10 protein-coding genes are annotated in these 13,309 nt (G+C 52.0%); 3 read left to right on the top strand and 7 right to left on the bottom strand.

Features of this window, described 5'->3' with window-relative positions; genetic code table 11:
* Window positions 1-3 precede the first annotated feature (3 nt).
* From IPH75_08045 to IPH75_08035, 3 genes are all read left to right on the top strand, one after another.
* A complete protein-coding gene (locus IPH75_08045) occupies window positions 4-237 on the top strand; it encodes a hypothetical protein (GenBank protein MBK7142015.1) in 234 nt (77 codons plus the stop codon).
* Window positions 238-1,073: 836 nt separating this feature from the next.
* Window positions 1,074-2,807 (top strand): AAA family ATPase, encoded by a 1,734-nt coding sequence (locus tag IPH75_08040; protein ID MBK7142014.1) that lies wholly within the window; start codon window positions 1,074-1,076, stop codon window positions 2,805-2,807.
* 2 nt (window positions 2,808-2,809) lie between these two features.
* Complete coding sequence (locus IPH75_08035) at window positions 2,810-4,534, top strand: ATP-dependent helicase (GenBank protein MBK7142013.1); 1,725 nt, start codon at window positions 2,810-2,812, stop codon at window positions 4,532-4,534.
* Between the two features lie 142 nt (window positions 4,535-4,676).
* Here IPH75_08035 and IPH75_08030 read toward each other — a convergent pair whose 3' ends face one another.
* The 7 genes from IPH75_08030 to IPH75_08000 form a co-directional block, all read right to left on the bottom strand.
* Entirely contained in the window at window positions 4,677-4,859 is a 183-nt protein-coding gene (locus IPH75_08030; GenBank protein MBK7142012.1) for a hypothetical protein, read from the bottom strand.
* A gap of 155 nt (window positions 4,860-5,014) precedes the next feature.
* Window positions 5,015-5,377 carry a hypothetical protein gene (locus IPH75_08025; protein MBK7142011.1) on the bottom strand — a complete coding sequence of 121 codons (363 nt, stop codon included), beginning with the start codon at window positions 5,375-5,377 and terminating at the stop codon, window positions 5,015-5,017.
* A 23-nt stretch (window positions 5,378-5,400) separates the two neighbouring features.
* Entirely contained in the window at window positions 5,401-5,751 is a 351-nt protein-coding gene (locus IPH75_08020; GenBank protein MBK7142010.1) for a hypothetical protein, read from the bottom strand.
* Between the two features lie 106 nt (window positions 5,752-5,857).
* Window positions 5,858-9,760: a hypothetical protein gene (locus IPH75_08015; protein ID MBK7142009.1), complete on the bottom strand. Its 3,903-nt coding sequence runs from the start codon at window positions 9,758-9,760 to the stop codon at window positions 5,858-5,860.
* A 1,429-nt stretch (window positions 9,761-11,189) separates the two neighbouring features.
* Entirely contained in the window at window positions 11,190-11,348 is a 159-nt protein-coding gene (locus IPH75_08010; GenBank protein ID MBK7142008.1) for a hypothetical protein, read from the bottom strand.
* Window positions 11,349-11,444: 96 nt separating this feature from the next.
* Window positions 11,445-12,500 (bottom strand): DUF932 domain-containing protein, encoded by a 1,056-nt coding sequence (locus IPH75_08005; GenBank protein ID MBK7142007.1) that lies wholly within the window; start codon window positions 12,498-12,500, stop codon window positions 11,445-11,447.
* Between the two features lie 95 nt (window positions 12,501-12,595).
* Window positions 12,596-13,288 (bottom strand): hypothetical protein, encoded by a 693-nt coding sequence (locus IPH75_08000; protein ID MBK7142006.1) that lies wholly within the window; start codon window positions 13,286-13,288, stop codon window positions 12,596-12,598.
* Window positions 13,289-13,309: the final 21 nt, after the last annotated feature.

The following is a 13,309-nucleotide window of genomic DNA, read 5'->3' as shown; positions in this document are numbered from 1 at the left end:
CCTATGGAAAAGGAGCAGTCAGCCATTATTGCGAAGCTCGATGCACTCGATGCCAAGGTCGCTACTCTGGAGACCAAGGTAGACAGCGTGGTCAGTCGGGATGAATTCCTCACGACCATGGATGAGGTCCTCACCATCGTCCGCCGACTGGACCAGGAGCGTATCTTCAGTCTGGAGTGGGTGCGGCGCATCGAGTCAGACGTGCAGCGCGTGAAGCAGCACCTCCACCTCGCCTAAGCATTATACGATCACCTGCCGCATCGCACGCTCCTCAGAGCGTGTTTTTTGCGTATATCGGCTCACGCCAATGCCCATTAGGCACTTCTGGACGGCCTGGGCAATCAGCGCTAGGTTGGCGGTGTGCACTCACCTTAACGCCACTCTCCTATGCCCCTGCAGCAGCACCACATTGACGAGCTGAAAGCTATCTATCTTAAAGAGTCTGGGATAGCCGTAGAGCGATAAAGAAGCCTGAAATGGCCCATTCGGCTCATCAACCTGTTCCGGATCCTGACGAAGACAGATGGACGCTGCTGCTCCGTCCTTATCGAGCCCAGCAGGAAACCGGAGGTCCCGGTCACCGCGCTCGCCTGCAGGGCGGCGGCGGGCCGGGCAGAATCGTCCCCAGCGGGCCACAGTCCGGGTGGAGCAAATCTGCACGGCTAGCACGCCGTGACATCCGGTGCTGCGCCGGTATTGCGTGCAGTGGTGACCATTGAAGGAATCCATAGCCTACCCAACGTAGTGGGTGGCTCCAAAGCCTTCAATTGCCGAAAGAGGCAAGTTTTGGGGTAAGACTGGGGATAAGTTGAAGCTCTTTTGACAGTTCCCGTATTTCCCAGGATTGGCGAGAATAAAGGGAATCCAAAGATTTCGATTGCCTGTTTGAATGTTTCCTACACAAATTTCACCTTTAGTGGCATAGTTGGAGAGTCGAGCTAACCCCGACGTCGCAACATAGGATGCATAGTGGGCGACTTGGGGCTACTGATAACGCAGTATACGTGGGGATAAACATAGTAGTATGCGCCACTACCTCGCCGCGAACCCATTTTCCTTAGGAACATTGAAGCATGCGAATTCTCTCTCTGCACATTGAGCGGTATCGCGGCATAAAACGGGCCGACCTCTCACTACCTGCAAATGTACTATTCGTTGGCCCGAATAACATTGGGAAATCAACGATTCTCGAAGCGCTCGACCTCTTGCTCGGCCCAGACCGTTTGGGCCACCCAGCCGCAATTTGTGAACATGACTTCTTTCAGAGTCACTATCTCGATGATGGAGTACCAGTCGAAATTCGCATTCGCGCCACATTAGGGGCGCTGAGCGATGATGACCGCGCAATGTTTTGGACACACCTTGAGTGTATGGGTGCGGATGGGCAGATCGTTTCGAAGAAAGATGTGCCCAAGGGCAAGGCTGGGAGTGAGGACTATCCGTTCGTACTACAAATCGAACTCGTTGGGAAGTACGATGTTGAGGAAGGCGAGTTCTTAGCAAAATCCTACTACTGTTGCCCAGAAGCACCTGACGGAGAGCGAGAAGAATGCACGCGATCCCACAAGCGAAAAATCGGGTTTGTTTACCTTAGATCTGTGAGAACCGGCAGTCGTGCCCTCAGCTTGGAGCGTGGCACACTGCTCGACATTCTCATGAGACGGCACGAGGCCAAGCCAGGTTGTTGGGAGTCAGTTCTGGAGAAGCTCCGCGCAGTCGGTCCGACGGTGAGTAATGACCCAACCATCAAGCCGGTGCTTGAACGCATTGTTGAAGGAGTCAACCAGTTCATTCCCTTATCCCAAGACGATGGATCGACGCTAATCAACGTATCTGACTTGACCCGCGAGCACCTGCGCAAAGTACTGACACTATTCTTGAGTTCACAGGAGTCTCCCCACCCCCTTCCGTTCAAGAACCTCGGAACAGGTACCGCCAACGTATTGGTGTTTGCACTGTTGGCCGCCATCGCAGAACAGAAAGCAAACGTCATATTTGCAATGGAGGAGCCGGAAACCTCACTGCCGCCGTACACGCAACGGCGCATCGTCTCGTTCCTTAAGTCGAGGTGTCAGCAGTGCATTTTCACGAGTCACTCTCCTTACATCAGTGAGCAGTTTCTGGATGCGGGTATACAGCTTATCGCTCGCGCCGATGACACGCTACATACTGAAGCACGACAGCTGAACATTCCAGCAAGCCTGAAGCACAAAATTTTCTCCCGTGACTTCAGAAAGAAGTTTGCTGAAGGAATACTGAGCCGAGGAGTGCTCCTTGTGGAGGGAACATCGGACGGGTCGACCATCTACGTCGCCTCAGAGAAAGTATCTCAAGTCGATACACTTGCACCAACCTTAGATACTCTCGGCGTCACAGTCGTCGACGCTGAAGGCATAACGGCCCTAACAGGAATCGGTGATTTCTTTCGGGGCTGTGGTATACCGGTGTTTGCCTTCTACGATGCCTCGAAGGGCATAGACGACGCGGAGATGCAAACACATTTCACCGCGTGCCGATCACACCCGTACGGGGGACTAGAGCGGCTCCTCGCCCAGACATTGCCGCTGGATGTCTTGAAAACCTTCGTCATTGACCAGAGAAACGATTCTAACTGGCCGCAGAAGGTCACGACGCCGGGTCCAAACGATGCCGAACACAAATGGCGCGAGTACATCCAACAAGTTTTGGAGAGGCGCAAGGGCTGTGGGTATGCGGCGGCATTGCTCAGCCACTGTCCTCCGGCTGAAGTACCCACTGACCTTAAAGGTGCAGTCACTATGGTCACACAGTACCTGGTTCGGAATTAGCAATGAGTGCATTCCGGAGCGACCCGTTGCACGAGGCTGCGCTGGCGGAGACTGGGCATGTGCTCGTACTCGGTGGCCCTGGATCGGGCAAGACTACGCTCGGTCTCCGAAAAGCGCTTTGGGCCATGTTGACTATGGAGGAGCACCAGCGAGTTCTCTTTCTAAGTTTCTCGCGGGCTGCTGTCGGCCGGATCATGCGGGCTGCGCAGAGTCCCGAGTTTGCGGACCAATTGCGTCGACGTGTGCAGATAGATACCTATCATTCATTCTTCTGGGACATCATCCGTTCATACGGAGGATTCGTCGGCCTGCCAGGTTACGTACGCATCCTCGCGCCCGAGCAAGCAAAGGTCATTCAGCGCTCTCCAGGCGGGGGGACATCCGCATTACAGGCCCTTGCTGATCGAGGAGAAATTGACCTTGAACGGCTGGCGTCACTGACGGCTGCGGTTGTGCACAATCAACCAGCGGTTGCCCACGTCATTGGGACGCGATATCCCTTAGTTATTCTCGACGAATTCCAGGATACCGACGGCGAGCAGTACGCCTTCGTACTCGCCATGGCACAGGTAACACAGCTCTTTTGCCTGGCAGATCCGGATCAGATGATCTACAGCTTCCGAGAGGGCGTCACTCAGGTGCGCGTTCAGAAATTCAGAGAGGACATAGCGCCTCGATTCATAGACCTCGAGAAACAGAATTTCCGCAATGAGAAGACGGCAATTCCTCAGTATGCAGAGGCGATTCTACACGGCCGCACTCCCCCGAGGGTTAACGAAGTAAAGATCAGCCGCTTCCCCTACCCGAACCACGTCGGCTTATACCTCAAGCGCCTCGTCCTAGCCACAGAGAATAGGTTACACCAGCTATCGGTACCTTTCCCGAGTATTGCGGTACTAGTCCGGACCAATGAAGGGGTCCAGACGGTCTCAGAGATGTTAGAGCACAAGACTAAAGCAGCATCTTATTCTCTTTTTCACGCCACAGAAACTGACAGCAATCAGTTGCAGTTCGCCTGGCGTATGGGAATCGCCCTCCTCTGTACTCCTCGGCATCTGTTGGCTGGGCAGATTCTCGAGTTCATGGCTGGTTTTCACCTCTGTGTTGATCAGGCGAAACCGGCTAAGTTGGGGCTACAATTACAGCGAAGTGCGGAAGCGTACGGTAAGGGCCAGGAAATTGACGGTGCGCTGGCAAGAGCCATCGATAGCCTGTGCACGGCAACCTGTGATTCTGGCCGTTCTGGTCGGCCCGACATCGACCTCGACCGCATCACAACGCTGCTGGGCGCATCGGAAGATCCAACGCTGCAGGCAATTGGGAGATGCCTTGTGTTTGGCCGGTTGGGGCATGAGCCCTACGACTTCGACCTATTGAGCAGAACCCAAGCACAGTACGGCACATACGAGCCAGCACAACAGAAACTCATTGACGCACTTGCCTCGCATCGCCTCCGGGATGTCTATGGTCCGCGTCACCGGCGAGTGGTCACGACAATGCACAAGAGTAAAGGCAAGGAATACGATGCTGTCATCATTGTAGACCTGAGCAATCCGCGCTTTGGCCTTGTCGACCCACGTCACAAGCCACCATATAAAGAAGATCGCCGGCTGCTACGAGTCGCCATTACCCGTGCACGCCATTTAGTTCATATCTTGACAAGCAGCAACAAGTCATGCCCCCTCTTGGAATCGCACTCCTCTAGGCCTGGCACACCTGACGAGTAACTCTAACAACCCATCGGTTGAAGGTTATAGGCGTGTTCGCCACGATGCTCAAAATATGCGATAAAGCCAACAATTCTGGCAGTCTTGCAAGCCGTCTCTATGAATCTATGAAAAACGTGTTCAACAGCAGAAACCCAATGATTTAGAACCATCCGGCTGCCTGAATTGAAGTGGACACAAGTGTCATATGGCTCGGGTCAGGCGACATGAATCTCCCCATCTCATGACTGTAGTACCGTGGCCCAACGTCCAACTCACCGACATAGTCGTTTTCCATTTCGGAGAAACTCAGATGTGAGGCAACCAGATTCAGGAAACTCACCACATACAGATCTCCATATCGAGAGTATTCAAGTAAGCGAACCCTGACAAGATCATCAAATACCTTTACCGATCATACGGTACTGAGGTTGTCGACTAAGTTCTTGAGGCCTTTCCGAACAACACTTCGCAAATCCGTACCGATTCATTACAAAACTCTTACCTTCCCATCAAGAAGACCAGAATTTCGCTGAATACGATCAAGACCAACAAAAAGAAATAGGACTTGAAGTACTTACGCCGCAGGCCACCAGGGTCTATATTCAACAAGCGCGACCAGTCGGCACATCGAAACTGTATTACGCCAAGCACCGCTGCCCCGATCATAAGACAAAGCCCTACACAAACCAGAAGTAAAATATCCAATGGCTGCATTTTGTCAAGATGATTGGGAGGTGTGCCGCCATCCTTACGAAGCAGAATATAGAAGAACAGCATTCCGCCCGATATAAATGCGTGTCCTATCGGGTACCACCTGTCCCTGATCGTCTGCAGCCCTATCGGCGAAGAATCTTTCTTCATTGAATCCATATCCTTTTGTTCTTTCAACGAATCTGCCATGTATATGTATAAGCAATCACGGATTCAATTCCAAGTGAAACACCTGGTGACAGATTATAAGGTCGGCCAGGAGCGCTGAACGAAATGTCCAACTGAGCTCCGACACCAATTCTGTTCGAAATGACTTTGACTCCGTGGCCGGGATAAACAACTGTACTTGGTAGGTCAGCGCCAGCATCAAGACTTAGCTCGTCGAGATTCCAATTGCCTCGAGAGGCGCTCGCCCCAAAACCATGACCAATCTCGATCTGGAAATAGATATTGTCGCCTTGGAATATGAAATGACCGCCACCACCAAAGAAATAATATCCTGCAACTCCAAGTTCGAGGGTCATGCCCGAACCCCTCGGTCGTCCAAACGCAGCCTTGTACGCCATGTGTTCGTCTGTGGAAGCCAGCATCTCCGATCCTCGTAGTTCTCTGGCCTCCATTTATCTGATTTTATTTTAGCCCATGACGCAGCAAGCGCCGCTTCTCTTTCGACGCTCTTTCAATACTAAGGTTTGTGTTGATTCTTCCGAGTTCACGACTATCAGCGCGTCCAAGCTCCTGGTCCCCGGCATACAAGACTATGTCGTCAATTTTCTCCCATTTCTTAGTCTCATTATTATATTTGCCAGAAATCTTGAGCTTCAGAACTAGCGAACCATCCCATGTCATTTCCACTTCGGCACTAGGATCATCTGTCGCGTAATACGGAATTCCCGCTTGACATTCAGCGGCAAAACTCTCTGCTGCCACCCTGGCGAATTCCCGTTCCATACGCTCACTGGAGCTGCAGTCATGCGGGCCATAGAGCATTTGATCACGGGTAGTCTGTGCCCACGCACTGGCTGGATCTGGTACAAGCCCCGATGGGTCCCAGTTCATCACCGGGTTCCCTTCGGCATAGCTGTACGGTGATGGTCCGGACAGGATCGGGTCAGGCGACAAAAACCTCCCCATCTCACGACTATAATACCTCGGCCCAAAGTCCAGTTCTCCGACTTGGTCGTTCTCTTTGCTCAGAAAACTCCGATGCGACCAGATGAGGTTTTGGAAGCTCCCCGAGTACGGCTCACCGTACGGGTAATATTCGAGCAGTCGGTCCTTCACCTCTCCATCATACCTGATCACTGCTCTAACTGTGTTCAGATAATCAGAGATCAGATACTGCCAGTTGTTTCCCTCCCAGCGAGCAAGTAGTTTACCCAACCCATAGACATTGATGTTCGAAATCGTACTGGGATTATCCAACTCACACACTACTTGATTTCCAGACCATATATAATAGCGCGCCTTCGTCCGTCGCTGCCAGTAACCGTCACCCGGCACTGAACCATCTGTTCCAATTCCATCATCAATAAAACCATCTATACCACCTCCCCCCGTATCCGGCGGGATCCAAACTTGGTAAATAGTAAGCTGCTTCACTTTCCTGCCGGCAAAGTCGTAATAATTGAGCACCGTGTCAGGAGCGTCACCCGCTTGCAGCGGAATTTTGAGCTGAAAGGTCGCTTCCTTCAGAAGATTGCGATGATCGTATGCGTACGTTGTCTTACGGTACCAATTAGCGGAATCGAGAATAAAAGCTCCGTTATACTTCCGCTCCACTACTATGCACCCTCGTGAGTCTCTAGTCAGAACAAGAGTGGAGTCGTCACTATACTTGACCACCGAATCGCAGTTCGACGCTGAGTGCCGCGTGTAGTAGAGCGAGTCGATGCCAGCCAGTTTTCTCATATTTAAATTATTGCTAAGATCATACTGATACGCGAGGGAGTGAGTGTCTGCAACGCCATTAGGATCTTTAAGCCAGGCCGAAGTCAGTCGACCACGATAGTCGTACCCAAAGGTTCGTACCTGACCAACATTCGTTGAGTCAAAGAAGCCTGTGCCGTTCACGGTAGTGTCCAGGTCGAATTCCTTCGTCATGTACCAGTTGGCATATTGGTATCCACGCCCAAAAAGGCGATTGTTCTGTGACCAGGTTACGGTCTGATCGAGTCGACCGAGGATGTCATAAAGATTATGAGTTTTGAGTCTTGACGGTCCACCGAACGCAACTCGCTCTATTGCACCCCAAGCCGCATACTGAATGGAATCGGGTCGAATGAAATAGGTTGTGTCATTCTGAAGAATCGAATGTAGCCGTCCTGCGACATCATACCCATACTCCGTGTATGTGCCATCGGGATACGTAATGCGTTTCAGAGCATCGTTTGCGTAATAGGAAAAACGGAGCTTCTTGACGCTGGATAGACCCCGGATAGAGGTTGTCTGCTGACCGACTCGACCACGTAAATCGTAGTAATAGTACGTGTAACCCGAGGTATCGACCACCTCGGTCAACCGACCGAGACAGTAACTGAGCCCGCCCACCGTGTCGGCAGCGATTGTGGAGTTAGAATAATTATCATGCCGATAGCGAGCATAAACACGCTTGGAACCGACCGTATCTTCAGGATAGGACGAGACCTCCATTTTAGAGGTATCCGGCACACCCATGACACCTTCTTCAATCAGCCTGCGTTCGGCGTCATACTTCATGTATTGATAGGTGGTCTCGGAATTGCGCCTGGCGAAACGCACGTTACTGGCGCGATCATACCAGGTTCTAATTGCACCAATATCGGGGTCAGTAAATAGGATTTGCCTTCCCCAGGCATCTAGTGTTGCCGCCCGAACAAGACCCGCAAAATTTCCGACCCGAATGGGCGAATTCCATGGTGAGAAAGTCGCATTGGCGGATGAGATTGCACTAAAGCAAGTGTCACATGCCGATGAATCGCCAATTTGGACCCTCATTACATTTCCGAAGAAGTTGGTGATCAATCGCTGCCTGAGGCCAGTAACACTTCGGGTATCGAGAGTGAAAGCATCTCTAAATCGTGTTGAATCGAACGAACCGTCGGGATAGGTATGTTTATATGGCCGCATGTTCGCATCATAAGCTGTGTGCGTCCAAATCAGGGTGGTATCTCCGGAGTATCGAGCTCGCGCAGATCTCAGGACATTGCCATACGGATCGTATTCCATACCATCCTTGATTACGGTGCTATCGTTGATCGATAATTCCGATCTGGTTCGCCGAAATCGTGTATCGTAGTAAGTAGTCTCCTTGCGATAGACGCCACTTTCGATCTTCGTCCGACCGGTAACCGTATTTGAACTGTTGTAGTATTCCTTGATTGTAGAGGGTTCGTCTTCAGGGTCAAGCGCTCCAAACGTGACGCTATCGCGACCATAGAAGTCGGGCACGAAGATCGTGCTGTCCCCGTTCGGCCCCTTCACGTACTTCAAGGCTCCATTCGGATAATAAGCCTGCTTTGACAGTTCGACCGTTAAGTCAAGCGAACCGTACGACGAATCGATGGTCGTCACCATCCGATGGTCACTATCGTATGTGTAGTAGACAGTATCGTAGGTCGCGGAAATTGACCTGAATAAGTCATAGAGGCTGTCGTACAAATAAGTGGTCACCATTGTATCTGATGTCTTGACTGTCCCGGAATCGTTGTAGACAGAGGAGATTGCACTCTGCTTTAGCAGGTAAGCCTTGGTCGAGTCGTATTGGTACTCGGCTATGAGCTTACGCCACCGTGGGCCATTCTGCACCATATGCACAGTGCGCAATGGCAGGGTCAGGTTAAACTCCGGAACGTACTTCCAATTCGTCACGCTGTCCAATACGAACGGAAGTGTATCATTGGGGTACTCCTGCGGACCGCAATCAGTTGAACTTCCTCCCCAAGGACAGATGCTGTAATTGGGGTCAAAGTACATTAAGCTTGTATCACCAGTCGCACCCAGATACTGGTGCAAGCGGGGCGCTGTTACCGTGTAGGTCGGAAACCTCAGAGTCCGGAGATCAAATCGACTATATCGCGTTCGCCATGATTTTGCAGAGTTTAACGCGAATTCGATTGTCTCGCTTGTATCTAGAAGATCAGGCTGATATGTACCGACGCCGTCATGCACGAACGATCGGTTTGATGCATAAACTGGAACAGAATCAACCATCGTGCTGCAGACATAAAGGTGCCCATAGTCGCATTCGAACAAGCACGTATCCACCGCCGGAGTAATGGAGTATCCAATTTGAGTGAAATCGCCCGTACCCATGTAATCATAACCAGCACAAATAGTATCAGCGTCTGCATAGTTGTTGACCTGAAAGAGCGCTCCAGGCAACATACCGGCACTTGGCTCAGGATTGTTATCGGGATTGTACTCCTGCTCAAACTCACAGAAAAAGAAACATTCGGTCCTAAGTCCATAGCCGTAGAGTGCATGGGTGCGAGAGGTAACGTTGAGTAGAGGGGTGTAGACGAGCGATCCTTCAATGATCTGATAGTTTAACATCAGCGAGTCCAGTCCATCGTACCTCCGTTCAACCGCTACGTATGCTTTGTAGCGCCATCCTTGACCTGACAGCTTCGATGGCCGGTAGATTTGCCGATACTCCCATCTGGTCCACGCACCTCCGACTGACTTGTATTGGTAGAGAAAAGCAAGACTATCTGAGGTTACTGTTGTGTCGTTCCATTTGTATGAACTAGTGTACTGGTATGCAGTCGTGTCACCAGCTGGATATATGACACCGGCTAACCGCCTCTTGCCTGAGCTTTCCTCGTAACGAAAATCAATAGAAAGAGTGTCACCGATGTGATTTTCATAATCGAGTCGCCGGAGACGAGCGCTATCTGGCGGTGCCGATTCTACCGAAAATAGGGCTGTCCCAGGGCCAGGACCGTATCTGAAAATAACTTCTCGTCCGCCAGGGGCCGTTACCTTTCTAATCCAATGAGAGTACGAGTAATACTCGACCACCAATTCGTCTCCGAACCTATTGACCATTTTGGTCAAATACTTCCGTTTGTCCCGTAGGTGTCCAAAAATCCACTTGGTGCCATCGGTGTTCAGAAGCGTATCAGGTTTGGAGGCATCGTCACCATCCACACCGTGTCCTATGAACAACGCCCCGTCGCGAGTCTTGTTGGGATACACACTATTCGTTAGCGTGTCCTCGTTGCTGATGAATCCATCCTCTGCCCCATTTTGGTAAACCAAGACGAGTCGTCTGTTTGTTCTAAAGGAACAGCTACTCGTCCAGGCGCGCTGGAAGCTTTCATAGATGTATGGATATTCAATATGCCATCCTTGCCCCAGATAGCGATTGCCTTTAGGATTGCTGAGTGTTTGATAGACATGAGAGTGGAGAGCATCTTCGCGCGAGTCCACCGAGAACATTTGCGAGCTGTAACTGTGTGCAAGCGAGATATCGAGGCCACGTCTTCCTTGTACCGAGAGGTCGGTTTCGGTAAGTGTCAGTGAGCCGTTGGAGAAATCAATTCGATCACCAATTGAGCCAATGTGCTGTTGTGCGAATGACTGGTGAATCGGGAAAAGTAGTGACAGAGCGAGAAGAACAAATAGTACGGAGCGCATATGACCTCCCGGAGTGTGCGCGTTGCATTTCGGATATGCAAATAAATAATCGATCGCAAATAGCTTTGTCAAGAGTGGATTGCGGTATCCATGACGATTCTAACGATCGCGAGCGCTTGGAGGATTCCAGATCCCTTAATCGCTTGTGCCCCATAGCGGATAACCGACTCATGGCCTCAATAGTCCACTTCGATTTCGGGTGAGCCAGTGCTTTCTGCAAATCTGAAACCCTTTTATATGTGCTGAACAAGTATGGATTCGAAAGTAACAATTTGGCCAAATATAAATGCCCCGGAATCAGTTGATCTCGGGGCATGGTTAAGCAATGAACAAATGACTGGCTCTACCACTCGAAAACCTTATAGTCAGACTGGAGATGCTCAGCGGCATAAGCCTCAGCTAGAGCCTGCGTTTCGAACAGCATTGTCCGGTCACCATCATCTTCCATTATGACAAGATGAAAGTCGAAGTTCATCTCGATAACAATGAGGTACAGTGACATACGGACTCCTGAAGTATAGGGAAGTGATGTGTGGCAGTACGGTGTGAGGTCAATGTACGGCCTGGATGCGGCCGTCTGATGGACAGAGGAATGAAGTTAGCGAAGCAGTGCCCCGGCCCGCCGCTCGAGACTGACACGTGTGTCGATGTGAGGAAGCGATTGGGCGGCAGCCGTGAGGCCCTGGATCATCCCCCAGACCGTCGAGACATCGTCACCTGCACTCAGTCCTGCGTGATGACCGGCCAACAGTTCCTGCCGTGTGAACGGCTTGCCGGCAAACCACGCCTGCACCTCATCAAAGGACCCGCCGACCGGCATGTACATCGCTCGATGCACAACGTTTGCAATGGCATACGATGCGGCGCTGCTCTCCACAAACTTATTGAGGAGCGGGACTGCTTCTCTGCAGAAACGATCCGGAGCTCGATCTCGATGGACGATTCTGAGTTCCTTCACCTCTTCCGCCCCCCAGACGATGTGATTTTGACATACTGAGTTGTACAGAAACGTGGTTAGGCCGAAGGTTGCAGCTCCAGTCTCGGAGTTCCAGAGGAAGAACCCTCGACCGAGTTTGGCATTGCCAATCTCCACCGGCTGTTCGTCATGAATCAGGAAGGCGAACATGTTCCGATCCGAGGCGTAGAGCCCACTCGGGCCCAGAACAGACGATGGCGGGGTATGCCATCCGTTCCCCTCAATGGCAGCCAAAAGGGCGGCGAGAACATCACAGTCCCAGATGCGACCGTACGTTGGGCTGGTGAAGGCGGCAGCGAGGTTGGCGTGATCATCACCTTTGCCGCCATTCCGGGTGAGTATCTTACACTCATCGTATGACTGACTAATCCCGTGCTCCAAGCACCGTGCGGCTACCTCAGGCGGAAGGGTCCGTAGGTACCCTGCCGGTGCCCCCAGCTTGTGGCACATTTGGGAGAAGGCCCAATGGGTGAGAGTGGCATGTGGCTGGTGTCCGTTCAGGTCGAGGGCGCCGTTATGGGAGGCGTAGACGCGGAGTGAACGGACATCCCGGACGTTCTCGATCGACTCCCGCTTACGATGGCTCGCGACGTCGAGCATAGCTTCGAGACTTGGAAATCGCTCATCCGGTGGCCGTGTGATCCACTGTTTGTGTGCGTCAAGGAGTGTTGTAGACATGGAAGTTTACTTTCTTCTGTAAGATTTCAGTTTCTTGTGATTGGTGTCAGGACTTGGTTCGATGCCGAGTGAGTCGGTGGTACGAATCCAAACCGTCAGGAGACGGCTACCCCACGCAGCATCTCCAGAGGATTCGCCAGCAGTTCGTCAATGAGGTCAGATGCTTCCTTCTTTGTCACCTCACTGAGGGAGCCTGCACCGACGGTCTCGATGATGTAGTCCTGCGCGTCATCGCCGTTGACGCCGTGCTCTGCCAGGATGCCGTACAGGTAGTTCAGCTGGTATTCCGTCATCGGGTCGTTGCCAGTGCCACTACCGTTATTTGAACCAGTCCCTTGCGCTAGGTGCTTAGGGTCCTGAGCGAACTTGCCGGTCGCGCCTACCAGAGGTTTGGTGCCGGCGTTATCCACACCGTTTCCAAACCCTGCACCAAGCTCCTCAATTGCCACGGCACCGATGTTGACTGCGTCCCTAAGGGCGCGGGCTTTCGCACGGGTCACGGACATGCGAATGATGTGCGGAATGATCATGGAATCGACATTGTCCGGGCTGGCATCTCCGTAGTCTCGGAACACACCCTTGTCGGTCTCCACTTCTGCCATGGAAATCGCGGTCATACCGTTGGCTGCTGAAGGGGTCTGAATGAGCTTAGTTGACACTCTTTTCAGCCCCTCCTGGTGGGCGCGATTAAGGAGGCCAGCGTAGGTGACAACCTCTTTCGACTCCACGACCCGCCCCTGGTCGTCCTTCACCTCGATCGTTTTGACTAGCCCCGGCTGGCTACTCATGTTGCTTCTCCTTTCTGCGTC

This window comes from bacterium (assembly GCA_016708025.1).
In the GTDB taxonomy this organism is placed as follows: domain Bacteria; phylum Zixibacteria; class MSB-5A5; order GN15; family FEB-12; genus FEB-12.
This window is presented reverse-complemented; position numbering and strand designations above follow the sequence as displayed.

Bases quoted from the DNA above. Each gene is read 5' to 3' on its own strand.
- IPH75_08035 (MBK7142013.1), top strand. From the start codon at position 2,810: ATGAGTGCATTCCGGAGCGACCCGTTGCACGAGGCTGCGCTGGCGGAG.
- IPH75_08005 (MBK7142007.1), bottom strand. From the start codon at position 12,500: ATGTCTACAACACTCCTTGACGCACACAAACAGTGGATCACACGGCCA.
- IPH75_08000 (MBK7142006.1), bottom strand. From the start codon at position 13,288: ATGAGTAGCCAGCCGGGGCTAGTCAAAACGATCGAGGTGAAGGACGAC.
- IPH75_08040 (MBK7142014.1), top strand. From the start codon at position 1,074: ATGCGAATTCTCTCTCTGCACATTGAGCGGTATCGCGGCATAAAACGG.
- IPH75_08045 (MBK7142015.1), top strand. From the start codon at position 4: ATGGAAAAGGAGCAGTCAGCCATTATTGCGAAGCTCGATGCACTCGAT.
- IPH75_08020 (MBK7142010.1), bottom strand. From the start codon at position 5,751: ATGACCCTCGAACTTGGAGTTGCAGGATATTATTTCTTTGGTGGTGGC.
- IPH75_08010 (MBK7142008.1), bottom strand. From the start codon at position 11,348: ATGTCACTGTACCTCATTGTTATCGAGATGAACTTCGACTTTCATCTT.
- IPH75_08015 (MBK7142009.1), bottom strand. From the start codon at position 9,760: ATGTTAAACTATCAGATCATTGAAGGATCGCTCGTCTACACCCCTCTA.
- IPH75_08025 (MBK7142011.1), bottom strand. From the start codon at position 5,377: ATGAAGAAAGATTCTTCGCCGATAGGGCTGCAGACGATCAGGGACAGG.